The 24,142-nt window shown below is 64.2% G+C and carries 26 protein-coding genes and 2 pseudogenes; 16 read left to right on the forward strand and 12 right to left on the reverse strand.

The window, feature by feature from the left end; all coding sequences use genetic code 11:
• The first annotated feature begins 280 nt into the window (after nt 1–280).
• The gene (locus tag LOK46_RS32635; RefSeq protein WP_273565223.1) at nt 281–706 is read left to right on the forward strand and encodes a hypothetical protein; all 426 of its coding nucleotides are present in this window, start codon (nt 281–283) and stop codon (nt 704–706) included.
• Nucleotides 707–738: 32 nt separating this feature from the next.
• On the opposite strand, the gene LOK46_RS32640 is transcribed toward LOK46_RS32635, so the two are convergent.
• The 5 genes from LOK46_RS32640 to LOK46_RS32660 all read right to left on the reverse strand — a co-directional run bounded on the left by LOK46_RS32640 (nt 739) and on the right by LOK46_RS32660 (nt 6,698).
• Nucleotides 739–2,952, reverse strand: a complete 2,214-nt coding sequence (locus tag LOK46_RS32640) for a putative bifunctional diguanylate cyclase/phosphodiesterase (RefSeq protein ID WP_273565224.1) — start codon at nt 2,950–2,952, stop codon at nt 739–741.
• 84 nt (nt 2,953–3,036) lie between these two features.
• Nucleotides 3,037–3,330, reverse strand: coding sequence for a hypothetical protein (locus tag LOK46_RS32645; RefSeq protein ID WP_273565225.1), 294 nt, complete (start codon nt 3,328–3,330; stop codon nt 3,037–3,039).
• A 7-nt stretch (nt 3,331–3,337) separates the two neighbouring features.
• Nucleotides 3,338–5,053, reverse strand: a complete 1,716-nt coding sequence (locus LOK46_RS32650; RefSeq protein WP_273565302.1) for a methyl-accepting chemotaxis protein — start codon at nt 5,051–5,053, stop codon at nt 3,338–3,340.
• 260 nt (nt 5,054–5,313) lie between these two features.
• Entirely contained in the window at nt 5,314–5,805 is a 492-nt protein-coding gene (locus LOK46_RS32655; protein ID WP_273565226.1) for a PAS domain-containing protein, read from the reverse strand.
• Nucleotides 5,806–5,864: 59 nt separating this feature from the next.
• Nucleotides 5,865–6,698: a helix-turn-helix domain-containing protein gene (locus LOK46_RS32660; protein ID WP_273565227.1), complete on the reverse strand. Its 834-nt coding sequence runs from the start codon at nt 6,696–6,698 to the stop codon at nt 5,865–5,867.
• A 380-nt stretch (nt 6,699–7,078) separates the two neighbouring features.
• Between LOK46_RS32660 and LOK46_RS32665 the strand changes: the two genes are divergently transcribed.
• From LOK46_RS32665 to LOK46_RS32695, 7 genes are all read left to right on the forward strand, one after another.
• A complete protein-coding gene (locus LOK46_RS32665; protein WP_273565228.1) occupies nt 7,079–8,179 on the forward strand; it encodes an AraC family transcriptional regulator in 1,101 nt (366 codons plus the stop codon).
• Between the two features lie 113 nt (nt 8,180–8,292).
• Nucleotides 8,293–8,766, forward strand: a complete 474-nt coding sequence (locus tag LOK46_RS32670) for a MucR family transcriptional regulator (RefSeq protein WP_443192930.1) — start codon at nt 8,293–8,295, stop codon at nt 8,764–8,766.
• 237 nt (nt 8,767–9,003) lie between these two features.
• The gene (locus LOK46_RS32675; protein ID WP_273565229.1) at nt 9,004–9,330 is read left to right on the forward strand and encodes an HU family DNA-binding protein; all 327 of its coding nucleotides are present in this window, start codon (nt 9,004–9,006) and stop codon (nt 9,328–9,330) included.
• Nucleotides 9,331–9,527: 197 nt separating this feature from the next.
• Complete coding sequence (locus LOK46_RS32680) at nt 9,528–9,794, forward strand: hypothetical protein (protein WP_273565230.1); 267 nt, start codon at nt 9,528–9,530, stop codon at nt 9,792–9,794.
• A 278-nt stretch (nt 9,795–10,072) separates the two neighbouring features.
• Entirely contained in the window at nt 10,073–11,077 is a 1,005-nt protein-coding gene (locus LOK46_RS32685; RefSeq protein ID WP_273565231.1) for a hypothetical protein, read from the forward strand.
• A 44-nt stretch (nt 11,078–11,121) separates the two neighbouring features.
• Nucleotides 11,122–12,222 carry a TAXI family TRAP transporter solute-binding subunit gene (locus LOK46_RS32690; RefSeq protein WP_273565232.1) on the forward strand — a complete coding sequence of 367 codons (1,101 nt, stop codon included), beginning with the start codon at nt 11,122–11,124 and terminating at the stop codon, nt 12,220–12,222.
• 301 nt (nt 12,223–12,523) lie between these two features.
• Nucleotides 12,524–13,309, forward strand: a complete 786-nt coding sequence (locus LOK46_RS32695) for a DUF3800 domain-containing protein (RefSeq protein ID WP_273565233.1) — start codon at nt 12,524–12,526, stop codon at nt 13,307–13,309.
• 1,103 nt (nt 13,310–14,412) lie between these two features.
• On the opposite strand, the gene LOK46_RS32700 is transcribed toward LOK46_RS32695, so the two are convergent.
• Nucleotides 14,413–14,544, reverse strand: a complete 132-nt coding sequence (locus tag LOK46_RS32700) for a hypothetical protein (RefSeq protein WP_273565234.1) — start codon at nt 14,542–14,544, stop codon at nt 14,413–14,415.
• A 1,544-nt stretch (nt 14,545–16,088) separates the two neighbouring features.
• Nucleotides 16,089–16,289, reverse strand: coding sequence for a hypothetical protein (locus LOK46_RS32705; protein ID WP_273565235.1), 201 nt, complete (start codon nt 16,287–16,289; stop codon nt 16,089–16,091).
• A 349-nt stretch (nt 16,290–16,638) separates the two neighbouring features.
• Here LOK46_RS32705 and LOK46_RS32710 point away from each other — a divergent pair, with 349 nt between their 5' ends.
• The 4 genes from LOK46_RS32710 to LOK46_RS32725 all read left to right on the forward strand — a co-directional run bounded on the left by LOK46_RS32710 (nt 16,639) and on the right by LOK46_RS32725 (nt 18,313).
• A complete protein-coding gene (locus LOK46_RS32710) occupies nt 16,639–17,004 on the forward strand; it encodes a low affinity iron permease family protein (RefSeq protein ID WP_273565236.1) in 366 nt (121 codons plus the stop codon).
• Between the two features lie 59 nt (nt 17,005–17,063).
• Nucleotides 17,064–17,330, forward strand: a complete 267-nt coding sequence (locus tag LOK46_RS32715) for a hypothetical protein (RefSeq protein WP_273565237.1) — start codon at nt 17,064–17,066, stop codon at nt 17,328–17,330.
• Between the two features lie 248 nt (nt 17,331–17,578).
• On the forward strand, nt 17,579–17,797 hold the full coding sequence (locus LOK46_RS32720) for a hypothetical protein (protein ID WP_273565238.1): 219 nt from the start codon (nt 17,579–17,581) through the stop codon (nt 17,795–17,797).
• Between the two features lie 297 nt (nt 17,798–18,094).
• Nucleotides 18,095–18,313 carry a hypothetical protein gene (locus LOK46_RS32725; RefSeq protein WP_273565239.1) on the forward strand — a complete coding sequence of 73 codons (219 nt, stop codon included), beginning with the start codon at nt 18,095–18,097 and terminating at the stop codon, nt 18,311–18,313.
• Here the strand turns inward: LOK46_RS32725 and LOK46_RS32730 are convergent.
• The gene (locus LOK46_RS32730) at nt 18,310–18,624 is read right to left on the reverse strand and encodes a helix-turn-helix domain-containing protein (RefSeq protein WP_273565240.1); all 315 of its coding nucleotides are present in this window, start codon (nt 18,622–18,624) and stop codon (nt 18,310–18,312) included. The genes LOK46_RS32725 and LOK46_RS32730 overlap by 4 nt on opposite strands.
• Nucleotides 18,625–18,679: 55 nt before the next feature.
• On the opposite strand from LOK46_RS32730, the gene LOK46_RS32735 reads away from it, so the two are divergent.
• The 3 genes and pseudogenes from LOK46_RS32735 to LOK46_RS32745 all read left to right on the forward strand — a co-directional run bounded on the left by LOK46_RS32735 (nt 18,680) and on the right by LOK46_RS32745 (nt 21,428).
• Complete coding sequence (locus LOK46_RS32735; protein WP_273565241.1) at nt 18,680–18,985, forward strand: hypothetical protein; 306 nt, start codon at nt 18,680–18,682, stop codon at nt 18,983–18,985.
• Nucleotides 18,986–19,089: 104 nt separating this feature from the next.
• A pseudogene (locus LOK46_RS32740) lies at nt 19,090–19,374 on the forward strand (IS21 family transposase); the annotation flags it as partial.
• Between the two features lie 434 nt (nt 19,375–19,808).
• On the forward strand, nt 19,809–21,428 hold the full coding sequence (locus tag LOK46_RS32745; RefSeq protein ID WP_273565242.1) for a methyl-accepting chemotaxis protein: 1,620 nt from the start codon (nt 19,809–19,811) through the stop codon (nt 21,426–21,428).
• Here the strand turns inward: LOK46_RS32745 and LOK46_RS32750 are convergent.
• The 3 genes from LOK46_RS32750 to LOK46_RS32760 are packed head-to-tail and all read right to left on the reverse strand — an operon-like array spanning nt 21,425 to nt 22,753.
• Nucleotides 21,425–21,799 (reverse strand): hypothetical protein, encoded by a 375-nt coding sequence (locus LOK46_RS32750; protein ID WP_273565243.1) that lies wholly within the window; start codon nt 21,797–21,799, stop codon nt 21,425–21,427. The two genes, LOK46_RS32745 and LOK46_RS32750, sit on opposite strands and share 4 nt — an antisense overlap.
• Nucleotides 21,800–21,803: 4 nt before the next feature.
• On the reverse strand, nt 21,804–21,962 hold the full coding sequence (locus tag LOK46_RS32755) for a DUF2934 domain-containing protein (RefSeq protein ID WP_273565244.1): 159 nt from the start codon (nt 21,960–21,962) through the stop codon (nt 21,804–21,806).
• A 38-nt stretch (nt 21,963–22,000) separates the two neighbouring features.
• Complete coding sequence (locus LOK46_RS32760; RefSeq protein ID WP_273565245.1) at nt 22,001–22,753, reverse strand: sigma-70 family RNA polymerase sigma factor; 753 nt, start codon at nt 22,751–22,753, stop codon at nt 22,001–22,003.
• A gap of 589 nt (nt 22,754–23,342) precedes the next feature.
• Here LOK46_RS32760 and LOK46_RS32765 point away from each other — a divergent pair.
• Nucleotides 23,343–23,474, forward strand: a pseudogene (locus LOK46_RS32765) (IS3 family transposase); the annotation flags it as partial.
• Between the two features lie 153 nt (nt 23,475–23,627).
• On the opposite strand, the gene LOK46_RS32770 reads toward LOK46_RS32765, so the two are convergent.
• On the reverse strand, nt 23,628–24,083 hold the full coding sequence (locus LOK46_RS32770; RefSeq protein WP_273565246.1) for a helix-turn-helix domain-containing protein: 456 nt from the start codon (nt 24,081–24,083) through the stop codon (nt 23,628–23,630).
• Nucleotides 24,084–24,142 lie beyond the last annotated feature (59 nt).

A 24,142-nucleotide genomic window follows, 5' to 3' on the forward strand; every position in this document is an offset into this window, starting at 1 on the left:
TCCGCGGCCAATACCCGATGGCACAACACAGTCGTGTCCAATGATTAATTCTCTATTACGAAAATCATAGACGAAAGAAAATAGCTAAACAGAGCCAATACTGCTGTCATAATACGATCATCACAGGGCCGTGATGCGCGTTTATACAACCCTGACGTGCTGAAATGTTTTTGCAAGTCGGGGGCTTGATGCCCCGAGGGAGCTAGCCGTCCTCAGCATGCCTGAGGGGGGCACCTTCCCGCTACGCTTCGTCCTCAACAGGTGGCAGAATGCCACCACCATGCCGATCCGGCCCGAGCACCGCTTCTTCTACCCCATCGATTGGGCGCAGCTCTCGGCCGTGATCCGGTTCGGCCGGGCGAAAGGCTGCTGCGAGGGGTGCGGGCGGCCGCACGGGCGATTGGTCTACCACCTCGGCGACGGCCGTTGGTGGGATGCTGAAGCCGGCCGGTGGCGCGACGGTTGGGGCCGCCGGACCCGCGTAGGGTCGGGGACCGACATCCTCGGCCTCGCCCGTCAGACCCGGGTTATCCTGGCGGCAGCCCACCGGGATCACGACACCTCGAACAACGCGGACGCCAATCTAGCGGCCTTCTGTCAGCGGTGCCACATGATCCACGATCGGCCCGAGCATCAGCGACGGCGATGGCGCACGCTGTTCCGGAGAAAGGCGCTCGGTGATCTTTTCGGCGGCCCCTACGCCTAGCCTGCGAGTTCAAAACCGTGTTGTCTCTTGGATTATCTGGATCCGCTTCGCCCTTTTATCACTGGCTCAACTGCCCAAGCGCCGCCTAAGCCGAAGCGTTCTGCAAACTCCTCTGCCGGCATCGGACGCCCGAACAGGTAGCCTTGTGCTGTCTCGCACCCCTTCGCGATCAGGCGGCGGCGCTGCTCCTCCGTCTCAACCCCTTCCGCGATGACGTCCAGACCGAAGCTGCGGCTCAGCGCTATGATCGCCCGCACGATCGCTGCATCCTGCGGGTCATCGCACAAGTTCTGCACGAAGCTGCGGTCGATCTTCAGCCGCGTCAGAGGAAACCGCTTGAGCAGACTGAGCGAGGCGTAACCCGTGCCGTAATCGTCGAACGCCACGCCGACACCCAACCACCGCAGGTCGCGCAAGGCATCGACCAGCACCTCATCGTGGCGCAGGATGATGTTCTCGGTAATCTCAAGTTCCAGGTTCGCACCGGGCAATCCGGTCTTGACGAGAGCCCGGCTGACCGCCTCGGCGAGGTCGCCACGTGCGAACTGTGCCCCGAACAGGTTCACCCCGATCCGAAAATCGGGAGAGCCATTCTGACGCCAAGCCTCTGCCTGAGCGCAGGCCGTGTGGAGGACCCAGTTGCCGACCACCGCCGCGTGCGGGCCCGTCTCCAGCGTCGCCAGGAACGCGGCTGGCCCGATCAGTCCGTGATCCGGATGTCGCCAGCGGAGCAGCGCTTCTGCCCCGAGGAGTGTGCCGTCGGACAGCCGCACCTGCGGTTGATAGTGCAACTCGAACTCGTCGTGCTCGACGGCTCGACGGAGCCCATCGCGGCAGGTTCGCTCGCGTTGGGCAGCCTCGCGCAGGTCGGGCGTGAACAGGCGATGGCGGCCGCGACCGTCGGCTTTTGCCCGGTATAGTGCCGCATCCGCACAAGCCAGAAGATCTTCCGTGTCGTTGCTGTGGGCCGGACTCAAAGCGACGCCGACGCTGGCACTGAGGCGCAGCAGGTGATCTCCGACCGGGAACGGCTCAGACATGGCGTTCAGGATCGCTTCGGCCGACGCGACCGCGATGAGGGGGTTACCCACGTTGGGCAAAACGACTACGAACTCGTCACCGCCCAAGCGTGCCGCGACGGCGTCCGATCCGATGCAGGCTTGCACGCGCTCGGCCGTCTGGCGCAGCACCGCATCGCCGACGGCATGCCCGTGACCGTCGTTGACGTCCTTGAACCCATCGAGATCGAGCATCAGCACCGCGGTGGGCAGCGTCGCAGCCAAGGCTGCCCCTAGCCGAGCGTGCAGGACGTCGCGGTTGAGCAGGCCGGTCAGCGCATCGTGGTGGGCGAGGCGGAACAAGCGGCCTTCGGTCGCGTGACGGTCGCTGACGTCGCGCGCAATCGCGCCGAAGGCTGCAGCCTCGCCCTCGCGCCACGTCGACAGTGACAACTCGATCGGAAACTCGTGGCCGTCCCGGCGACAGCCGAAAAGCTCGACAGTGCGGCCAATCAAGGGTCCAGGGATGCCATCGGCAAGCCGACGCAGGCTGCCCTCATGACCACCGCGCATCCGTTCCGGCACGATCAGGTCGATATGTTGTCCGACCGCTTCGTCAGCGGCATGGCCGAAGATGCGCGCCGCGGCGGCGTTCCAGAAGGTGATACGTCCGTGCTGGTCGGCGCAGATAATGCCATCGGGCGAGGTGCCAGCGATCTGCTCGAACCGGTTCTGCGTGGCACGTCGTAAGACGTCAATGCGGCGCAACTCCAGTTGGTCGAGCACGAGGCGAGCGAGACTGGTCAGGACACGCTGATCGCTGGCTGTGAATGCAGGGCGCGGCTCGGAGCCGAGAAGGCAAAGCGTGCCGATCGCGTGTCCGTCACCGGTGCGCAATGGCGCACCCGCATAGAAACGGATGAATGGGTCGCCGGTGACCAGCGGGTTGTCGCGGAAGCGCAGATCGCGCGCCGCATCGAGAACGAAGAGGACGTCGTCTTGCAGGATGGTGCGCGCGCAGAACGCAACATCACGACCAGTCTCATTCAGCTCCAGACCGTGCTTGGCATGGAACACCTGACGATCGCGATCGACGAACGACACGAAGGCTACCGGCGCATCGAGCAGCTGGGCAGCTAGCTCGACGATGTTGGTAAGCGCAGGATCCGGGGCGGCCTCCAGGATGTCATGCTCGGCCAGCGCCTTCAGCCGACCCTCCTCGTCCGTCGATATCTGAATAGGTGACACGCTGGGCCTCGATCGGGGATGAGTCTACGGTTTGAGGGATCCTCGAAGACGGCTGGCCTCTGAGGCAGCGAGAGAGGCTTCGTGCTAGGTCGTGGATGGATAGGCCTGCGCGATTACGCCGAGCCGCGTGAGGGCTGCAGCCAGGCGACGGAGGTTGTCGCGAAAAGCCTCGGGCAATGTGTCGAGTGGCAAGACTGCCCAGTTGATCTCCTGCTCAAGGTCGCGGCTCAGCTGCTGCAACGAGAGCCCGAGCGCCCTGATCTGTGCCCAGCGCGGGCCCAGATCCACGTTGGCTGAAAAGGCTTGTTCCAGAGCCTTGACGAGGCGCTCAGCACCTTCGTGGTTGAACCTGTGTGGCAGCGGGTGAACCTCGGCCATCGCCGCCTCACGCTGCACGCACTGTGGCGAGGAAGCGCCCGACCTCGGCCGAGAGGTGCTCGGACTGGCGCGACAGCTCCGAGGCCGCCCCGAGCACCTGGCTAGCGGCCGCGCCGGTCTCCTCGGCTGCGCCTGCCACGCCCGCGATGTTGCCGGTCACCTCGCCGGTGCCCATCGCCGCCTGGCTGACGTTGCGCACGATCTCCTGGGTTGCCGCGCCCTGCTGCTCGACCGCGGCCGCGATCGAGGCCGCGACCGCGTTGATCTCGCGGATCCGCCCGGTGATCCCGGCAATCGACGTGACGGCCTGACCGGTCGAGGTCTGGATCTGTGCGATCTGCCCCGAGATCTCGTTCGTGGCCTTAGCGGTCTGCTCAGCGAGCGCCTTCACCTCGGAGGCGACGACGGCGAAGCCTTTACCAGCCGCTCCAGCACGAGCAGCTTCGATAGTGGCATTCAGCGCCAGCAGGTTGGTCTGGCCGGCGATGGTCGAGATCAGCCCGACCACGTCGCCGATGCGCGCCACCGCTGCGCTCAGTTCCTGAACGAGTGCGCCGGTCTGGTCTGCCTCGTGGACGGCACGCTGGGCCAATTCGGCCGAGCCGCTGACCTGCCGGCCAATCTCTTGGACGGACGAACCCAACTCCTCGGCGGCAGCGGCCACGGTGTTGACGTTGGAGGCGGCCTCCTCGGCGGCGGCAGCCACCATAGTCGACTGAGTGGCCGTCTCGGTGGCTGTGGCGGTCATGGTCTGCGCGGTGGCCTGCAGCTCGGTGGCTGAGGACGACACCATGCCGATGATGCCGCCGACCGCGGCCTCGAACCCGTCGGCCATTTGGCGCATGCCGGCCTTGCGCTGTTCCTCGGCGGCGAGTCGTGCCTGGGCAGTCTCCGCCTCCAGCGCACGGGTGCGGATCAGGTTGTCCTTGAACACCTGCACAGCGGCCGCCATCGCACCGATCTCGTCGCGTCGGGCGCGGTAAGGCACCTCGGCTTCTGAGTTGCCGCCGGCGAGCACACCCATCGTCACCGTCATGGTCTGGATCGGACGGGAAATGCGCAAAAGGCCGATGACAGCGGCGCCACAAGCGGCCAGCACCGCTAGAGCAACAGCGACGTAGGCGGCCATCGTGGCGGCATCAGCCTCGGCCATGGCAGCGTTGGCATCCTTGCGCGCGCCCTCCTCATTCAGGGTGATGTCATGGGCTAGGTCAGCTCGCGCTTCATCGTAGAGCTTCACGGCATCCGGTCCGCTCATCGCTGCGAGTGCCGCGGCCTGCTGTCCGGCCTCCATCAGGCGGCGCATCTCGGCATCGACCCGCTGGAACTGGCTCCAAGCCGCCGCGAAGGCCTCATAGACCGCACGTTCCTCGGATGAGGCGATCTGCGGCTCGTAGATCTTACGGGCTTGGGCAAGCTTGTCGTGAGTGGCAGCGAGATTGGCCTCATTACTGGACAGATGGGCCGGTGTGTCGGACAGGCTGAGCAGGCGCAGTTGCTTGATACGGACCTCGGATGCAGCTTCTCTCACTGCACCCAAGGCGACGACGGAAGGTAGCCAGTTCGTGGCAACTTCCCTGACGCTGTGACGGATGCCTGTGAGCTTGAGGATCGAGAGCGCGCCTTGCCCCGCGGTGATGAGAGCGAGCAGGCCAAAGGCGCCCACGAGCGTCGCCTTGATTGTCAGGCGCGGACGGACCAGGGCGGTTTGGGAAGAAGCCATGACGCGCAGGTCCCCTTTCAAGAGGTCCAACCCATGTCTGCCCGGCCCCTGTGCTGAGAGCACACGAGCGGCTGCGCAGCCACACGGGCAAAGATGAGGACTTGGTCAGTGGGCACGTTATGCGTGCTCCCCACCACAAGTTACCAGAAGCTGCGCTTAAGTTATTAATTAGGTGTTAATGGACCAACCTCATGGAGAGAAGCGTCCGGAATAGAACATGATTTAGATTACATTCGGACTCGCTTTGCAATGCATTGAACCTAACTCACATTATATTCCGCGCTGAATACGCCCAGTTCACGTAGGGCGCCGGTAAACGAGTCGTTACTTAGGTCGGCAGGCTCATAGCGGCCCGCTTGGCCCGAGGCTGGCCGTCCGAGCCGCCGCGTAACCTCTCGTTCGAAAGCGATGAACGCGAACACCTTGCCAAGGGGATCCTGACACGGTCGGCAGTCGAGCTCGACGCGGTACTTGGTACCGTCAGCGCGGTAGTTGGTGAGATAGCCCTGAAAGCGGTCGCCGCCCGCAAGAGCGCGGTGAAAGGCGTCGAGGGCAGTCCGCCGGGTTTCCTTCCCCTGCATGAACCGTGGGCTTTGTCCGACGAGGTCATTTGGATCGCGGCCAGTGAGCTGCCCAAAGGCAGGGTTGGCATAGAGGATCGTCGGACCGGGCCGCGTGAGATCGGCGTTTGTGACGACAACGCCCACCGGAGCATCGTGCAGGAAGACGCGGACAAACTCGACGATCGTCATCCCGATGCCGGCTCTCTCATCGCGTCACCTGTTCGGCATATCAGTCCAGCCACTTGCACCTAACGCATAGCGCTGCCCGCCATACCACCCGTAAGAATTTTCGCATGGTCTGATCGGTCGAGGTCGCCCGCTGCCCCTCGGCAGCCTTCTTTCGGTTCCGCTGGCCTCGTTTTCCCCAGATCTGGAACCTTAGTAGGCGTGCTGGTTACGCTTTTGACCCCTCCCCCCTGAGAGGTGGGGCCGTGACGCCCCTTCCCCTGCGCGGGGGTAGGCCGGGCAGCATCCCCCTTTCGGGCCAACCGGATCCAGGCGAGCCACTCCGGGCTGAGGATGCGGATCACGTTGGTGTCGTTGCGGAAACCGGTGATCTGGCGCTCCTCGACCGTCAGAAGGCCGAGCTGCCGTGCCTCACGGATGGCGTTCTTCACCGTCGAGCGGCACACGCCTGCCACAGCGGCCATGTTCTCGATCGACAGGCGGCAGTCCTTCCGCCGGGCGACCTCGGCCGCCACGAGGCTGAGGACCGCCTGCTCGGCTAGGGTGAAGCGGGCTGCGATGGCCGGAGGGAGCCGTCCAGAGGCCGCCCAGCGCCGACGGCGCTCCATTGAGGCATCCGTGCGAGGGCGCGAGCCGACGGCCCTCCTGACGGCTTGTAACAATTTCCGGGGATCGGCTGTTCCCTCCCCGGCGCCAGTTCCTGTTGGGTTCGGGCTCTGTCCGGGCCTAGGGCTGCTTTCGGATAATGTCCGCCCCTCAATGAGAACGGACAGCTCCTCGGCCTCGCCCTCCGTGATCTGGCCCTCCCCGTAGGCGCGCCAAAGCAGCGCCGTTACCTTCGGCAGAGTGAGTCGGGTGGCCGCCTCGATCGCGCGGCGGATCTCGTCTGCGAACACGTATTTCGGCCCTTATCCACAGGGCCACAGAGGGACGTTCGGCGGCGCACGCTGTGCGCTCCGTTCAAGACAAGCCGATATCGTTGCGGGAATTGGCGTTCCCGCTTGACGCCAGGGGCGTCTTCATGGCTTGTGGGGATTGGAAAAGCGGCCCCACAGGCCATCTCGATTTTCGACGGGCTCCTCGTTTGGCGACGGGGGGCCCGTTGGCTTTTCAGGGTCCTACTGCGGCGGTTGCTCTCCTGAATGGCCGGCTCACGACTCGCCGAGGCGAGCATGGCCGTGACCGCCCATGTCGGCTGGGGCGCACGGTTAAGTCAACGTTGGCGGTTTATCAGGGAGAAGCGGCGGCACAACGGATCGAGCGAAAGGCTGCGGGTATGAGCCAAGCTCCCGAGCGGCCGGCAGAACAGGGGTTCGAACTTGACGTCCCTGACGTCGGCGATCCCGTGCCGTGTTTTGGCTTCCAAGCCGATACGATGAGTCCTGAGGATAACGCGGCGGCTTGGCGCGAGGCGGTCGGCACCCTGTTCGAGGTCGACGAACTCGCGTGGGGCGAGCTTGGCCCCTTCCGCGCCGATCTCGTCAGCTACGCGCTCGGACCGGTCGTGTTGGGGGCCACACGAGCTAGCAGCCAGCGCTTCCGCCGGACGCCGGAAACCATCGCTCGCAGTGGCGTCGATCATGTCATCGTCCAGCTCTACACCAGCGGTGGCTACGATGGGGTTGCCGGAAACCGACCTATGCAGGTCCGGGCAGGAGATATCTGCGTCTTCGATCTGGCTCAGACACTTGAGACCCGTGCGACGGCATTCGCGAACGTGACGCTGGTCATTCCCCGCCCACGGATGGAGGCCTGCCTTTCGCATCCCGAGGCGCTGCACGGTCTCGTCCTGCCTGGCACGAACGTCGCGGCTGCCTTGATCGGTCGGCATCTCCAGGCCCTGATCGAATTGGCACCGGCGATGACGCTTGCGGATTGCGCACCCGTCATCGAGGGGTCGGTCGGGCTGATCGCGGCTTGCCTGCGCGCTGAGATGGATCCCCCCGACAGCAGGGCGGTTGCGGGGGAAGCAGATCTGCTAATCCGCATCAAACGACAGATCGAGGGGCATCTTGGTGATCCGGGCCTATCCGGTGCATCGGTCGCTCGGCACTTCGGCCTGTCCCGCTCCACCCTCTACAGATTGTTCACCCCCTACGGCGGCGTCGCTGCCTACGTGCGCAGCCGGCGGCTACACCGGGCCTTCTTCGAGCTGACCGCACCGGGCGCCCGGGTCAAGGAAGTCGCACGGCGCTGGCAGTTGGGTTCCAGCGAGGTGTTCAACCGCTCCTTCAAGGCGGCTTACGGCATCACGCCGAGGATGGCGCGGTCGGCTTCGGCGCTCGCGGCGGAGGGGCGGCACGCCAATGACGACGCGCCGAGGTCTCAACTCTCGAGATGGATGCGGAGCATGGGGGCGCCATCGCGGACGCCGTAACATGGAATGCCAGCCAGGATGATCCAGATTGTCAAGCCGAAGGGTTGATCTTGCGCAATCGATCTAGGATGACGCGCTGATCCCAAACATGAGGATCGAGTGATCAAAACCCGGTGGTAAACGAAGTGACACAAGAAAACGAAGCACTTAGCTCCAGTTTCATCGAACTAGCTGGCGATATTGTCGCCGCCTACGTTTCCAACAATTCGGTGCCCCTATCAGAGCTTCCGAGTCTCATTCAGAGCGTGCACGATGCAGTTCGCGGCCTGACTTCTGGTAGTATGTCGGGTCCGACCGCTGCAACGATCGAGGTCGAGAAGCCGAGCGCGGGCCAGATCCGCAAGTCGGTTCGCGATGACGGGATCGTCAGCTTCATCGACGGCAAAGCTTACAAGACGCTGAAGCGCCACCTGACCAGCCACGGCCTGGATCCGAAGAGCTACCGCGACCGCTACGGCCTGCCGGCCGACTATCCGATGGTCGCCCCGAGCTACGCCGAGCGGCGTTCCGCCCTCGCCAAGGCGATCGGACTAGGCCAGCCCGGCGCCATGGCCCGTAGCGAGCGGAAAGGCCGTAAAGCCGGCTGACGTTGAAGATCCTGAAGCAGCCGCGAGCTACTGTTTGGGCGCTCGAAAGCGACCATTGTCACGGCGCCGGACTCGGCCACATCGCGTCCCGTCGGCCGCTCGACCCCGCTAGGATTTAAGGCCACGGGCAGGAGAGCGGCCGACATCACCAGTGCAAGCCGATACGCAACGTGGCTCGGCCGAGACATTGCCGCGAACCGGTTGCGGTCAGGTGAACGACACGGCAACCTTGCTGCTATGATCCGGTCCGAGCTTATCGCCCGCATCGCCGAGCAGAACCCGCACCTCTACGCGAAGGATGTCGAGGCGGTCGTAGACGCCATCCTCGGCCGGATCGGCGATGCTCTGGCGGACGGCGATCGCGTCGAACTGCGCGACTTCGGCATGTTCAGCGTCCGAGAGCACGAGGCCCGTTCCGGCCGGAACCCGCACACAGGTGCCGTGGTAGCGGTCCCGGCCAGAACGCGCGTCCACTTCAAGCCGAGCAAGGCCATGCGAGCGCGACTCAACCTCGAGAGGGCCGACTCCGATCGGGAAGCGAAGCGGATCCTGCGCGCCTCGTGATCTGCGCTGGAGGCTGCAAGGTGAACCGGACGGGCGTCTTGGCCTCCTTCAGCCGCTCCCGGTAGCCTTGCTGGCTAGTCCGAAAACCCGGTGAGCACGCCCGGTTTCGGTCTTGGTATCCTATAGGGGTTGGCCGGGTGGGCTCACGGGTGAGCAGATCCAGTGGGGGACAACGTTCGGAGACGACAAGCGCGACCATGCCGGCCGGACCTTCGACCCTCGCGGACCTTCGCAAAGCGGGCATCATCAGCAGCCGGGAAATCGTCGCGGCGATCGACTGCTTCATGCGAGATCCGGCGACCGGCCCTTACCGGTTCATGAGCGGCCATAGCCTCGACATCGCAGCCATCGTGAACGCGACGCCTGGCCTCAACCAAGTGGAAGAGCGGGCCGATCCGCAGGAGAAGGCGCTCCAGACGGCGGCTGCAGCCATCGTCATGCCCGCCTATCCGACGACGCCGTAATCTATCGGCAGCTAGGCCCCACCGAGGTCTAAAATTACCTGCGGGAGAGCGGCCGAGTTCATCATCGCGAGCCGGTATGTGACGCAGATCGACCGAATGGAGGTCAGCCAGCACCGGGTCGTTGTTAGTCACAAGCCGCCATATAGTAATCGAGATCAATTGACGCGAACTGAACGGTGCTGTATTCGGCGCTTATATTCAACGGAACGCGCCCACGAGGAGTGCATCCGATGAGGACGCTTTGCCGAAATAGAGCTAGATGCGATCTACTCGCACTAGTGATTGTTCTGACATTCTCGACACCGGCATGGGCGCAGGTTGGGGACAGTGTTCGACTCACCGATAGCGCGGCATTGAACACTAGGAATGATATAGATACCGCGCCGAACGAGACACCTGATATATCGATCATCGTCCATGATGCGACTGGAGAATTTGGCGCCGCCGTACCAATAGAAGTCAAGATAATACCGACAAAAATGGTCGTCGTTCAAGCGATCAGGTTGCTCGGACTGCCCTCTGGCACGACGATTAGCGACGATGTCAACACGTTCTCTCCGTCAGAAGACAATGACGATATCGACCTCAGCTCATGGGATATTTCAAAGCTACAGATTACACACAAAGATAAGCGCAACAAAAATTTCACGCTCACAATAGCGGCAATTTGGACTTTAAAAAACGGCGGCCGCTTAGATGTCACGACCAGCCGCTTCAATGTCAGCTTTGTACAAGGAAGTTGGGATCGCGCTGCTGCTGCCAGCAGTGGCCCCAGTAGCTCAAAGCGTCCTGCTGCCCAGATCCGCGAGACAACCCCTGCTAACCAGCGTGTTGCCGCCATCTTTAGTCATGATGCGTCGGTCTCAGGTGTCTTCGCGCCGGAAGTGCGTGCAAGGCATCTTGAGGGCCCAGTGGTAGTCAAGCATCCGGAAGTTCCGGCGGTTGCGGAGGGGGAACCTAGTGCTGAAGCGAAGGCTGCGGCCCTTCCACGATCGCCGGCGTCACCACAGCCAACATCGCGAGTTGATCCGCTTGTCGAGCGAGCAAAGGGTCTAATCCGGCTCGGTGACATCAGTGGCGCACGGCTTTTGCTGGAGCGCGCCCGCGTGCGCAATGCGCCGAACGCGACCTTTCTTCTAGCGCAGACTTGGGACCCAGTCATGTTGCGGACCTGGAGGGTGCGTGGACTGCAGGCGGACCCGGACCTCGCCAGAAGCCTGTATGCGAGGGCCGCAGGTGAGGAAGGGCCGGATGAACGGCTGCTCGCCGCAACGGGTCGTTGAGAGCACGCGCAAGGACAGCCGGACGATCATCGAGGGACGCATAGATGCCAAGGCTTGCCCAGTTTGCCGCTCTTCTATGGCTCGCTACCCTAATGTCCTGCCCTGCCGCGCGAGCCGAGGCGAGACCCGCCGATGCCAGCCCCGAAACGGAGGGTGCCCTGGGCGAGCGGATGAACGCCAATACCGTTACGGTGGTGACGGGTACACCTGGCGGGACCTACTTCCGCATCGGGGCCGATCTAGCCTTCGTGTTGGATGACGGCGATAAGCTGCGGGTCCTTCCGATCCTCGGCAAGGGGGCGGGCGAGAACGCCTACGACATCCGCTTCCTAAAGGGTGTTGATCTGGGCTTCGTCCGCACCGATACACTGGATCAGCTGCGACAGGACAAACGGCTCAAAAACATCGAGCGGCACATCCAGTTCATCGCCAAGCTCTTCGACGACGAGTTGCACATCATCGCGCCGAAGGCGGTTCAGGCGGTCGGCGATCTCAGCGGCAAGCGGGTCAGCTTCGACGTCAAAGGCAGCGGCACCGATTATAGCGGCCGAGCCATGTTCCGCGAGTTCGGCGTCACCGTGGAGGCGATCAACGTCGATCAGCCGACCGCCCTGGAAATGCTGCGCAAGGGTGAGATCGAGGCTGTCGTCTCGGTGGCGGCTAAGCCGGTGGCCTTCGTCGCAGGCTTCGAGCCGGGGGATCGCTTCCACTTCGTGAAGGCGCCCTACCCTGACACGATGAACGAGGCCTACGTCCCCGCTACCCTGACGCGGGCCGATTATCCAAAGCTCGTCGGCGTTGAGGCGGTAGAGACTGTCGCTGTGGGCACGATCCTCGGTGTCTACAACAGTCCGAAGGGGTCGGCGCGCTACGGGAAGTTGGTCCGCTTCGTCGACGCCTTCTTCGGTCAGTTCGACAAGTTTCTGGCTCCGCAGCGGCACCCGAAATGGCGAGAAGTCAACCTCGCGGCATCAGTAAGCGGCTGGACTCGCTTTGGGCCCGCCCAAGAATGGCTTGACCGCCACCGGGAGCAGGAGGTCGCTACCAGGCCGGATCTCGACCGGTTCTTCCAATCACAGCTCGACCAGCCAGCCGGAAAAGAAGAGATCTACCAAGCCTATCTGAAGTGGCGGCAGGCTCGGTGATTAGGTGAAAGGACTGAGCGTCACGTTGGCAGGCCTCGGGATCACGCACGCTTCAGTAGCTCGACGAGCAACGAGCCAGCCGCTGCGATGACGTTCCCACGACCTCGCCAAGGCAGGACGATCGAGCTTGCCACCGGGACAACCGCCATCTGCGGCAGCACGGCCTTGGACGCCTCTTCCTCACGGTCCTGATCGTTTCCGCGCATGTAGACGACCTGGCTCCCATCCAGGATGTGCTTCGACGATCCCGCGATCCCGGCGTTCGGTGTCTACGCGCCGGAGTAGATAGACCCCGACAGGCATGGCGTTCGCTGCTAAGCTTGTCGGCGTGAGCCGCGCCCGCATTGATCCCAGCACCCTGTCGGACCTCGTCGTTTACGCCGACGAGAGCGGTGACCACGGCCTCGTCACGATCGACGCGGGCTACCCCATCTTCGCGCTCGCCTTCATCGTCATGACCCGTGACGAGTACGTGGGTACGGTGACGCCTGCCCTCCAGCGGCTCAAGTTCGCCTACTGGGGCCACGATCAGGTCGTGTTTCACGAGCGCGACATCCGGAAGAAGATCGGCCCCTTCGCGATGCTGGCGGACCCAGCCACCAACGCCGACTTCATGGCTGACCTCACGGGGATGATCGGAGCGGCCCCATTCCGCCTCTGCGTCGGGACCATCGACAAGCTCAGGCTCAAGGCCAAGTACGCGAACCCGTGGAGCCCCTACGAGATCGCGCTGCGCTTCTGCATGGAGCGTCTGCTCAACTGCCTCCAGCGTCACGAGCAGGAGGGGCGGCTCGTCCACGTCGTGTTCGAGAGCCGAGGCAAGAACGAAGACGCCGAGTTGGAGTTGGAATTTCGTCGGATCACCGCGAACCAAGCCAACTGGGGCTACCGTTCGCCCGACTTCTCCTACGCTCGGTTCGAGCCGGTCTTCGCGCGCAAGGATGCCAACGCTGCTGGGCTACAGTTGGCGGATCTCGTCGCTCGCCCCTGCGGATTGCGGGCTCTCCGTCCCAATCAGCCGAACCGAGCGTTCGAGGTGCTCATCCCCAAACTGACCGGCCATTCCGGGTTGAAGATGTTCCCCTGAAAAAACAAAGGGGTCCGGGCGAACCCGGAACCCCCTTGCCGACCAGGATATCCCCAATCCTGAGGACAATATGAGCCTCCTCGCAGCCGATGTCGATGCTCACGGAGGCCGCAGCGTGCTGCTCTTGGCGATCGTGCTGAGCGTGGAGGACCTACTCCACCGTGCGCCACTTCACGGGCGGCAGGGCCTCATCGGGCGTAGTCGCGTCCCTCTGGTAGAAGGTCCGCCGCTCGCCGGTTGCGACATCGTCGATCGCCTCGATCACCTTCGAGGTCGCGTTGTAGAGCGGCCCCTGCGGCTTGGCCCTCGTAAGGACCAGGACGCACTGCTGCCGCCACCGCCGGACCTCCTCTGGAAGGCGACCTCTTCGGCCCGCACGAAGACCCTTCGCTCCGCCATTCTGCCGCTGCGCACCGCCCGTGCGAGGAGATAGAACGGGGCGCGAACATGGCTATGCGAATGACCGACGCTGCTCGCATATGTGAGGGCGTGTCACGCAGTGGCGTGAACAGAACGGCACCGAGGTCCCGGCGATCTTCGCCGTGAGACGCATCGCGTACTGGTCCCGGCCTTGAGGAACGGCACCAAGTTCCCTGAGCCGGCGATCAGACCGGGCGGCAGGGCCGAGCTGAACTCCAGAGCCCCTAAGCCTTTCGGCGTCCTCAGAACAGGGGATGCGACGCAGATTGCGGCTACGCTACCGATAAGGCTCCGAAGCTGCACCGAGGGCATCACGCCATGTCTTCAGCCCCACGCGACAACAGCCGCCCGCTCCAGCGCTGGTCGAAGCCGGAGGCAGCCCCAGAAACTCGCCGCGGACGTGAGCACTGGGTCGTGCGCTGGATCGGCGCTGCCAAACGGCGTCCGAAGAAAACGACCGACATCGCTGCAAGCGAGCCAATGAGCGGGGGTATCATCCGGCTGAGTTGTGCGGCGACCTTCAGCCGGCCAGTGCGTCCTGATCTTGCCGGCATGGCCGCGCAACTCTTGACGTTCCCGGCCAAGCGAGACGTTGGTTGCACAAGCTCGCTGGCGGCTTTCACTGCCCTCGTGACTATCTTGGCGGCTTGCGGGCTTACGGGGTTAGTGCCGTAAACATACCCTCAACCGCCAATAGTAGCCTTCAGGGACTGAGCAACAGCGTTGGCCTGATCTCGGGTCAGGCCCGTCACCAGAATGGCATCGTCCCGGTACACCGTGTACGTGCCGTCGTCAGTCGCGCGGATGCGGATCATGTCGGCCCCCGTGGCGAACTGCGTAGCAGCGTATACTCAGGTGGGGTATTAGCAAGGGCCGGCCGGTAAGACTCTGTTTGCCACCGCGTCGCAGGTTACGCCCGCGGCCGGAGCGCGACCTCCGAGCGTCGGCAGAGCAGCGCCAGGGCGCAATCTCGTCCCGGCCCGGGTGCGGTCGCCGTCGCAGTCGCGCTTGCCTAGCGTGGGCCGCTATTCTCGGATCTGACGCCGTGCACGAGGCTCGCCAGGTAGATGGCGGATGCGATCACGGCGCAGGCCATGACACCGAGGGCTTGAGCTGTTGGCAAGGTCATACCGGCGATCATGCCGCCCGGTTGTGGCGAGCATGTTGCCGGATATGGGCAGGGCATTCACGAGCTAGCGATATGGCGCACCGGACTCCGCGACGGGCGTTTAGGTCACTGTCATGCTCTGGTCCTGCCTGATCCTCATCGCCGAACAGGCGTTCGTGCCCGCGCAATGGGAGCGCGCCTCTGTGCGAAAGGAGGCGGTTCTCGAAGGGATCGTACTCGGTGTCGTGGGTGCCGTCGTTGGCACCGGGGCTCTCGTGTTCTCGATGGGGGCAATCGAGATCAGCGGCATAACCCACTGTGTGGACTGGCAGCGGAGGCACGACTTGGTGCGGCTGGACGATGGGCCGCTACCGCCGCTGGTCCCCGAGCACCCCATCCCTCGGCTGCTCAAGCACCATGCTGCCGCTCCTGGTCGAACCGCCAGGATGTAGAACGATGGGGAGTGCCGGTCCGTCCAATCTCAACCTGGACGGACTGACGTGGCCTCACAAGAACCTCGCGCGTCGCATCAGTGCGAGAAGATTAATTCAGCATCACCCCTATGTTTCTAAATGTAACTCGGGTGCGCGGGCGCACATAGATGTCCGTGGCATAAAACATTTATGGATCAGTCGCGCGCAACATGAATTGCCGCAAGCTTCAGGAGTTTCCTGCCGCACCTGTTTCGTCAGGAGTCCAACGTGAATAAGCTCGCCCTTGCTGCCGTCATCTCTACGGCTTTCATTTCGCCCGTCCTTGCGCAGGCCGTCATCGAGACGCCCACAAGCACGACGGTCATCGTGCCGCCCGGCGCGCCTGGCGTCGTGACCCGGCAACCCGGCTCGACTGGGGACGCGCCTGCGGCCACGTATTCACCGACTGGCCGTGCAGCGGACGGCATCGCCACAGACTCCGCTGCTGCGGGCAATGAGGGTCAGCCCTCTCGCGTAGGTTCGACCGGCAGCGGCGGCAGCAAGTGAAGGCTTCGTCATCGATATGAGACAGGCGGTGCTTTAAGCGCATCACAGTTCGTTCCTGAGACCGCGGACCACCTTGAGCCCGCCCGGAACCCCGTGGCGGGCTTCTCCATCTGAGAGAGCGTGATAAACTCATGCTGGCGACCGTCTCAACAGCGACGCCAGTACATCCGGGACCCCGCGGTGACGCCTACGGTCCTGGGTAAGAAGCCCGCTCGGCACCGCCGCAGCGGGCTTCTGCTCTTCAGCGCGACAAGCAGCGCGAGAAATCCCCTTACCAATTCGCTTGACCGATACGCAGCCGGTCGATCATGGCCAGCGCTTGAGCACGTGCCTTGTCCTCGGTGGAGAGCGGTGTATCGGAACGCTGCACGAGCTTGCCATGCTTGCGGATCGCCCAGTGGTAGCCACCAGCCTCGCGCTGCGATGGGACGAGTTCGAATGTGAAGACCCGACGCTGTTCGGCTTCGCTCATCCGAGAGGTGTTCCTTGTCGGATTTCAGGCTGGAAGGATGTGGAGCATGCCGCCGATCACGCCGAGTGCTCCGATCCCTATCAACCCCACGGCAATGTAGAGCCGCATCCGGCTCTCGTCAGCCGCCCACGAAGGCTCCCTGACCTCGGGATCGTCAAACCAGTCTGTCACGGAGGCCCGTCGGGTCCAGTAAAGGGGAAGCCCGCCCCTCTATGCATCCGGCACGACGGTGAGATGACCTTGACCGTACTCCTCGGCGCGACACCCCCGCCTCGAGCACGAGCGGTGCAGTTCGCATTTCGTCGTGGGAGCGGTATCGCATAAGCGGCATGGCAAAGCTTGGTGATCGATGCTCGACCGGCCTATCATCAGTCTCGCCGTGTGGCTCTCGAAGCCCGTGGGCTTCCTGGCGACCTGCTTCACGGTCACGGCGGGGCTCGCCGCTGGCGCTCTGCTGAGCTTCAACGACCACTGGGCGCTCGTCTTCAACCTGTTTCTGTCCATTGCCGCCATGCTCTTGGCCGGTGTGATCCTCGTGGCCGGAGCACGCGACACCGCTGCCATCCAGATCAAGCTCGATGAACTCATCCGCGCCGTGGCGGATACGGACGAGCGCTTGATCGGGATTGAGGACCGCAGCGCCGAGGAATTGGAACTTCTCAGGCAGGACAAGGCTACGGTGCCGCCTCCTTCGGAGGGCGCTGAACGAGCGTAATCGCATTGTCGCGGCGGGTAGCTTAAGAGGCGGCCAGCGGATTGGCGGAGGGTGGCACAATGGCCAAGGACAAAAAGAGCACCTTTCCCGGCTCCTTGCGGGACCACAAGGACGCGGCGAAGGCTGAGGCCGAAAAGGTCAGCGCCAAGATCGAAGAAGCATTCCAGAAGCTCGCCAAGAAGATGCGCGAGCGGGCCGACAAGGCAAAGGCCAAGATGGAGGATACCCGCAAGCCCGAAAAACGTGCTGTCCTGCTCCGGCGCTTCGAACTGTACGCCGATGCGGCAACTCACCTCGAAGAGCGTCTCCCCCAGCGCGACGACTGACGGGTAAAACCCGGCCTCGGGAGGGGCATTCGGATGTGGGAGCTCGCCAAGAAAGGCGCGGGTTGTTGAGCAGCCGGCTCTTCGCGCAGATCGGCAGCACGGGTTCGTTGCTGGCCTTCACTGCTTTCGTGACGATCTTAGCGGCCTGTGGGCTTACGGGCCTGCTGCCATGATCCGCGACCGTTGGATCCACTTCTCGATCTCAGCCTGGCCCTGTAGGAGGGCGACAGGGGTTGGGAGGCCAGTTCGTGACGTTGCCGTGGATCGAGGCGCTCGTCGCCGCGAACAGGGATATCATCGCCTGCGAGCGGCGCTTCCACGATCAGTGCGCCTTGATCGTCGCGAGGGCAGCAGAGGGCCGAGACACGGCTCAAGATGAACTGCTGCTCGCGTCCTACATGACGAGCCTTACTCTCATGCGCGTTCGCCGGGACAGCCTCCTAGTGGAAGCCTCAACCGACGCATGAGTGATCCGCGTGTACGCGGCGAACGACACGCTCCCGCGGCCGGACCCATCGCGCCAGACAACGGCGCCCAAGTGGATCGTCAGCCCGCCTGCGGTCGTGGTGATCCGTCCTCCTCGGTGAGAGCGCGCGCCGCTTCTGTCCGCGGTTCTCGCGCGCTGCTGCCGAGAACTCTCCTGGACCTCGGGTTGCGCACAGTGTCGATGCGCGTATGCTGAGGCAATCGCTGGCCAGGACCCCTGGGCGTCAGCGGCTGAGAGACCGTCGTGCTCCCGCCTGATCGGCTACGGAGCGTGTCTCATGCCCCAGACTCAATCGTCGCAGTACGTCATCACCGGCAAGGCTCAGGAAGGCTTTGTGCAGCAAACGCGTGTGAGGGCGGCAAGCGCCGTCGTGCTCGCGAAATCCTGGGTCGCGGCTGGCCACGCCGACGTTCAGATCGTCGACCCTCTCGGCACGACGCTCCATCCTGATGGCTACCGCCACGCGATCAAGAGCGGCCTCAAGTCCTACCGCTAAGCCTCTCGCGCCGCTTTCCTCTCGGCGCGCAGGTCCTTCAGCAAGGTCTTGAAGTCGATGATCTCAACCACAGGCGCCTTCTTGGTACGCCTACGGCTCGGTGTGGCCTTTGGCGGCCGTTCGACGCGCCTCTGCTGCTCTCGAAATCGGGCGATGTCCTCGGGATCGAACCGCTTGCGAACGCGCTGCAGACCAAGCCCGACCGCGATGTAGGCGATGTCCCCCCGGGCAACGTGCCCGTCGAAGGTTCGCCGGCCGATCCGCAGCAGCTTGGCTGCCTCGTCGGCTGTGAGGAGATCGGGTTCGGGCATAGGATCCTCTCGGAGCGCACGCCATTGAGCGCGGACTCGCAGAGGATGCCTGCCGATGCAGCCGATGCCAGAGCCGACCGTCGCCGAGATCGAAGGTGAGGTCGTGCATATGACCTACATCGTCGGTCGCTACGGGGAGCGATACCGGCCGATCCTCGATAGCCTCACCGGCCATCTTGAGGCGCGCCGACGCCTCCGCCCGTCGCCGGAGAGGAGCATGCCGAAACGCCTCCGTCCCCTCCCCGACCGATCCGAGGTCACTGACGACACGCCGCTGCATCTGGACACCGCGGCCCGCCTCGCCTTCCCCGATGGCGTTGTGACGGGTCTGACCCTGCGGAACGGGGCCGCCTGTGATTAGGCGTGGAATAAGGACCCCGTTTTCGGGGTGATCGGCGTCCAAACGGGACCCCCAGGACAAGTCATCCACACTGCCTTCCGGCTCGAACGGGAGGCTTGCGCGGGATGTTGGTCGTGGAGACGGTCGCAAAGATCCGCCGCGCTTACTTCGTGCAGCAGAAGCCGATCAAGCAGATCTGCCGGGAGCTGAGGGTCTCGCGTAAGGTCGTGCGCAAGGTCATCCGCTCCGAGGCGACGGCGTTCCAATACACCCGCGCCATCCAACCTGCCCCGAAGCTCGGATCGTGGCGGGACGAGCTCGATCGGATGCTCCTGGCGAACGCCAGCAAGGCGCGGCGCGAGCGACTGACGCTGATGCGCGTCTACGAGGCTCTGCGTGGGCTCGGCTATCGCCGCGTCACCGCACTGGTGAACCCCCGGAAACCGCTGATCGCGTCGCCGTCGTAACGAGACGTTAGCCGCTTTCGTTCAGCTTCAATCCCAGCGAGCGGGCGCAGCCCGATTGCCTTCAGAGCAGCGCGCCGGCTCCAAAGACAGGGCCCTCTGGTGCGCGGCCTCGTCGGCATAGTCGCAGCTTAGGCCCGCCCCTGCCTCCGGGGGCGGGCCTTACTCGTTCAACGACTGCCTGGCTGAAGCCTCACGGACAAATTTACGAAGAGCTAGCCTACGGTCGGCTGTCATCGCGCGCCTGCCCGCCGCAGCGGCCCTTTCCTCAGCCTGTTGCTGATTGCTCGCACCAGCTCGGTTTGAACGCTATTGGCGAAGTCGTCAGCGGTGCGGCTGCGCTCAATGTCGCCCGTAGGTTCGAGCAGGAAGGCCTCCGCATGCCGAATACGTTTGGCCTCAACCGCACGCTAGGCGGCGCCATCGGCGTCATCGCGTTGGTCTCGGTCCTCAGCAGCGGGGCGGTGCTGGCCACACGCAACCAACTGCAGGATGCGACCGACGCGCGAAACCGCTCTAACCAGCTGGTCCGTGGCCTCGATGCCTTCCGCACCGCCATGCTCAACCAGGAAACCGGGCTACGCGGCTACCTGATCACCGGCCGCGAGAGCAGCCTCGAACCCTACACGGCCGGGCGGCCAGCTCTCGATGAGGCGATCAATCGTCTCAGAACTTTGATCGGCGACGATGCCGAACGGTCGCACTTATTAGCCGATGCCGTGACGGCTGCCCGCGTGTGGCAGGCCGACATCGGTGAGACCGCCATACGAGAAGCAGCAAATCCGGCGACGCGACCGGATGCGGTCCGCATCGAGGCTGAGGGCAGGGGCAAACAGTTCTTCGACACCTTGCGTGGGAAGCTCGCCGCCATCGACACTCTCGAAGAACACACCCGCGCGATGCAGGCCATTCGCGTCGCGCAGGCCCAACGCAACGAGAGCCTCGCTCTATGGAGCGGCACCCTGCTCACGCTGCTGATCTGCATCGGGATTGGGATCGCCATCAACCGTCTGATCGTCCGGCCGCTCGTGCGCGTGATGAGCTTCGTGGAGGAGGTCGGGGCGGGCGACCTCACGGGCAAGCTGAAGATGCGGGCGGGGGGTGAAGTCGGCCGCTTGGCCACCACCCTCAACACGATGGTTTCGGGTCTGTCGGACCTGGCGCGGACGAACCGAGCGGCGACGTCCGACCTGAATGCGGCCGCAGCCGAGATCCGCGCCTCGGCGCAGGAGCAGGCCGCCTCGGTCGAGCAGCAGTTCGCCGCCGTCCAGGAGACCGCCGCCACCATGGATGAGATCACCCAGTCGGGGGCGCAGACGGCCAAGCGTGCCACCGAGGTGATCGCGACCGCCCAGGCGACCGCCCAGACCTCGCGCCAGGGCCTGCGCGCGGTCTCCGACACCGCCAAGGCCATGGACGCGATCCGCGAGCAGGCGGAGGCGGTGGCCGGCAACATCGTCAGCCTGTCGGAGAAGACCCAGACGATCGGCGACATCATCGAGACGGTCAACGACATCTCGGAGCGCACGCACCTGCTGGCGCTCAACGCCGCCATCGAGGCGGCCGCGGCCGGGGAGAGCGGGCGCAGCTTCGCGGTGGTGGCCTCGGAGATGAAGCTCCTGGCCGACCAGGCGAAGGCGGCGACCGGTCAGGTGCGGGGGATCCTGGGCGAGATCCAGCGGGGCATCAACACGTCGGTGATGCTGACCGAGGAGGCGGTCAAGCGCGCGGCGGCCGGCAAGACGCGCTCGGACACGACGCAGCGCACGATCGAGGAGATCACCGCGAAGGTCGAGGAGGGTGTTCAGGTCTTCCAGCAGATCGTGGCCTCGACCAACCAACAGCAGATGGGCATCGAGCAGGTGATGGGGGCGTTGCAGAACATCCGCCAGGCCAGCCAGCAGACCGCCGCCGGCACGCGGCAGGTCGAGGCGGCCTCCGCCAACCTCACGGAGCTGTCACAGGCGCTGATAGCTCTGGCTGAGCGCTACCGGCACTAGGCATCAGCCAGTGGCTGCTCCGGTGCCTCGTGCTGGTTCGGTCCCGATCGGGTGACCTTCGCGAGGAGAACCTGCGCACGCGCGACGAACAGGTCGATCTGCACGATGCCTTGGTTGATTACCGCGATCAGGTTGGCATTTGCGTCGTCAATCTGAGCCTCACCGGTCGACTCCCGTCCCCGTAGGTCAGCGAGCAGCGTGGTCATCTGATCCCGCTGTTCGCGCAGATCCGCGAGGATAACCTCTGTCCGTGCCGCCTGCAGGCTCGTCGCTTGGCCACCGGCTAGCCGAACCACCGCGGCAGCATCGACCCGAGCAAGCGCAGATCGCTCCTCGCCTCTCTGGCGTAGCGGGACGATGTTTTCGCTCATGATCCTAAGTCCGCTTAGCCTCAGGCAGTCCGCTCAGCGTGTTCCCGCGCTCCGCCTTCAGCTCACGCTCGGCCATAAACCAGAACTCCAGTTCATAGCTGTCAGGCCGATGGTGACGATCCCACAGATCGTAGGCACGCTCCCGGATCTCAGTGTGCGACATCCGGGGCTCTGCCGCACACGCGGGGCACTGATCCAGGATCACCCGCGGATCTCGCCTGTTCCGGCGAGAGCCGACAGCATCACGCTGTCAGTTCCAATCTCGGCACCAGCGTAGCCGAGGGCGCGCGCGAGCAGATCCCTGGCGCGCCAGACGCGGCTCTTCACGGTGCCGAGCTGGCATCCCATGATCTCCGCAACCTCCTCGTAGGGCAGATCCGATACCGTCACGAGCATCAAGGCTTCGCGCATGACCTCTGGGATCCGCGCGAGGGCAGCCTGGACGTCCTGCAGCTCCAGACGACCTCCTTGATCGGGAGGTGAGACCAGACGAGCGGCGTAGCTACCGTCGTCGTCCTGCACCTCCCGGCGCTTGCGTCTTTCGGAGTAAAAGTGGTTGCGAAGGATCGTGAAGGTCCAGGCCTCCAAGTTCGTGCCGGGCTGGAAGTGTGCTCGGTTCCGCCAGGCCCGCAGGAGCGTCTCCTGAACGAGGTCATCGGCCGCCGTCACATCGTGTGTGAGGGATATGGCGAACCTGCGCAGGCTTGGTCCCACCGCGAGAAGCTGCTTCTGGAAGTCAGCTTCGTCGCGGCCGCGTGCCTTCCCGAGCGCCGTATCGAGTTTGGCCAAGACGTCGGCGAAGTGTGCCGCCGCATCCAGCTCGGCATCCTCCTGCGCGTAGGCGGCTACTAGCAGGCTGCCGAGCCGTCTCCGAACCTGCTCAGGAAGTACGACCTGGGAGACCTCTGTTGGATCCCCAGCCGGCTGCGATGGTGCTTCCGGACTCGTGCTCATCGTGGGCGCCCAGGAGTGGCGTACATCATCGACCTGCACCGTCCGTTCGATAGATCGGTCGCCTACATACCCTCACCGCATAGCTCGGTCAGTGCGACCAACCGCGCGAATTCTCGGTGTGGCTGATCCGTCGAGGTCGACCGCTGCCCTCCGGCAGCCCTTCTTCGGTTCCGTTTCCACAACCTGTCTCTGTGGATCTCCCTTATCCGTGGGGTGCAGCGTTTTGCACCCTATGCTGCCCAGCAGCGCGGGGGCCGCGGACCGCCCTCCCCGCCGGAGCCACTGCAGCCACTCCCGGCTGATGATCCGAAGGACGTTCGGGTCCGACTTCCGTCCCTGATGGCGGCGCTCCTGGATCGTCAGCAGCCCGTCGCCCTCGGCCAGCCGGATCGCAGCTTGAGCCAGCCGGCGGCAGACCCCCGCCCGCACCGCGATTGCGTCGATGCACAGCCCGCAGGCGCCATTCCGGGCCATCTCGTCCCCTACGACCCGCAGGACCGCGAGTTGCCCGGTGGTGAACCTGTGATCCGCCCCCAGTGAAGTGGTCCGCCCTAAGGTATGGCTTTCGGGCCAGGACGAGGACGGACAGATGGGAACGAAGCGACACAAGCCGGAGGATGTCGTCGCCAAGCTGCGGCAGGTGGATGTCCTGGTCTCGCAGGGCCAGAGCGTCGGGGACGCGATCCGCACGATTGGCGTGACGGAGGTGACGTATTGGCGCAGGGATCGGAGCCGCGCGCGTTGCTCGGCCGGGTCCAGGCCGCGAGCGAACGGTCCCCATTGGTCGGCGGCGGGGGTCAGCGCGGCAGCTCCCACCACGGCACGCCCGCCGACTGCCCCGGCTTCTCACGATGCGTCAGGTGGCGAACACGGCTTAGAGGACCTCGGCATCCAGGGCTGCAAGATCGGATAGGGCCTTATCTCGGACGACAGCGCGCCGTTCCCGATAGGCGAACAGATCCTCAGCTCTGATCCGCCGATGCCGGCCGACCATGGTATGCTCAAACTCCCTTCGCTCCAGGAGACCAATCAGGAACGGCCGTGACACATTGAGAATGTCGGCTGCCTGCTGTGTCGTCAGCATCTGACTGACCGGCACAAGTGTGACAGCATCACCACTGCCGATGTGGCGTAACATCTTCACCAGCAGATCCGAGAGGGCAGGGGTCAACGTGACCTCGGTCTGCTTCTTCTCCTCATCCAGCGCGAATAGCTTGGCGTCACCAGCCGCATGGGCGGCGATGATCTGGCGTAGCTGATTGGCAATGGCCTTCTCGTCTGCCGACGGCAGACGGCTGCCAAGGCCTTCAGCCAGGGCGGGCATGGTCATAAGAGTCGCTCCGATGGCTGCAAACGCTAGCTGCTATTCGAAACAACCGCAACAAGCGC

Source organism: Methylobacterium sp. NMS14P (assembly GCF_028583545.1).
In the GTDB taxonomy this organism is placed as follows: domain Bacteria; phylum Pseudomonadota; class Alphaproteobacteria; order Rhizobiales; family Beijerinckiaceae; genus Methylobacterium.

Bases quoted from the DNA above. Each gene is read 5' to 3' on its own strand.
- LOK46_RS32635 (WP_273565223.1), top strand. From the start codon at position 281: ATGCCGATCCGGCCCGAGCACCGCTTCTTCTACCCCATCGATTGGGCG.
- LOK46_RS32645 (WP_273565225.1), bottom strand. From the start codon at position 3,330: ATGGCCGAGGTTCACCCGCTGCCACACAGGTTCAACCACGAAGGTGCT.
- LOK46_RS32650 (WP_273565302.1), bottom strand. From the start codon at position 5,053: ATGGCTTCTTCCCAAACCGCCCTGGTCCGTCCGCGCCTGACAATCAAG.
- LOK46_RS32655 (WP_273565226.1), bottom strand. From the start codon at position 5,805: ATGACGATCGTCGAGTTTGTCCGCGTCTTCCTGCACGATGCTCCGGTG.
- LOK46_RS32665 (WP_273565228.1), top strand. From the start codon at position 7,079: ATGAGCCAAGCTCCCGAGCGGCCGGCAGAACAGGGGTTCGAACTTGAC.
- LOK46_RS32675 (WP_273565229.1), top strand. From the start codon at position 9,004: ATGATCCGGTCCGAGCTTATCGCCCGCATCGCCGAGCAGAACCCGCAC.
- LOK46_RS32680 (WP_273565230.1), top strand. From the start codon at position 9,528: ATGCCGGCCGGACCTTCGACCCTCGCGGACCTTCGCAAAGCGGGCATC.
- LOK46_RS32690 (WP_273565232.1), top strand. From the start codon at position 11,122: ATGCCAAGGCTTGCCCAGTTTGCCGCTCTTCTATGGCTCGCTACCCTA.
- LOK46_RS32695 (WP_273565233.1), top strand. From the start codon at position 12,524: ATGGCGTTCGCTGCTAAGCTTGTCGGCGTGAGCCGCGCCCGCATTGAT.
- LOK46_RS32700 (WP_273565234.1), bottom strand. From the start codon at position 14,544: ATGATCCGCATCCGCGCGACTGACGACGGCACGTACACGGTGTACCGG.
- LOK46_RS32705 (WP_273565235.1), bottom strand. From the start codon at position 16,289: ATGAGCGAAGCCGAACAGCGTCGGGTCTTCACATTCGAACTCGTCCCA.
- LOK46_RS32710 (WP_273565236.1), top strand. From the start codon at position 16,639: ATGCTCGACCGGCCTATCATCAGTCTCGCCGTGTGGCTCTCGAAGCCC.
- LOK46_RS32715 (WP_273565237.1), top strand. From the start codon at position 17,064: ATGGCCAAGGACAAAAAGAGCACCTTTCCCGGCTCCTTGCGGGACCAC.
- LOK46_RS32725 (WP_273565239.1), top strand. From the start codon at position 18,095: ATGCCCCAGACTCAATCGTCGCAGTACGTCATCACCGGCAAGGCTCAG.
- LOK46_RS32730 (WP_273565240.1), bottom strand. From the start codon at position 18,624: ATGCCCGAACCCGATCTCCTCACAGCCGACGAGGCAGCCAAGCTGCTG.
- LOK46_RS32735 (WP_273565241.1), top strand. From the start codon at position 18,680: ATGCAGCCGATGCCAGAGCCGACCGTCGCCGAGATCGAAGGTGAGGTC.
- LOK46_RS32745 (WP_273565242.1), top strand. From the start codon at position 19,809: ATGCCGAATACGTTTGGCCTCAACCGCACGCTAGGCGGCGCCATCGGC.
- LOK46_RS32750 (WP_273565243.1), bottom strand. From the start codon at position 21,799: ATGAGCGAAAACATCGTCCCGCTACGCCAGAGAGGCGAGGAGCGATCT.
- LOK46_RS32755 (WP_273565244.1), bottom strand. From the start codon at position 21,962: ATGTCGCACACTGAGATCCGGGAGCGTGCCTACGATCTGTGGGATCGT.
- LOK46_RS32760 (WP_273565245.1), bottom strand. From the start codon at position 22,753: ATGAGCACGAGTCCGGAAGCACCATCGCAGCCGGCTGGGGATCCAACA.
- LOK46_RS32770 (WP_273565246.1), bottom strand. From the start codon at position 24,083: ATGACCATGCCCGCCCTGGCTGAAGGCCTTGGCAGCCGTCTGCCGTCG.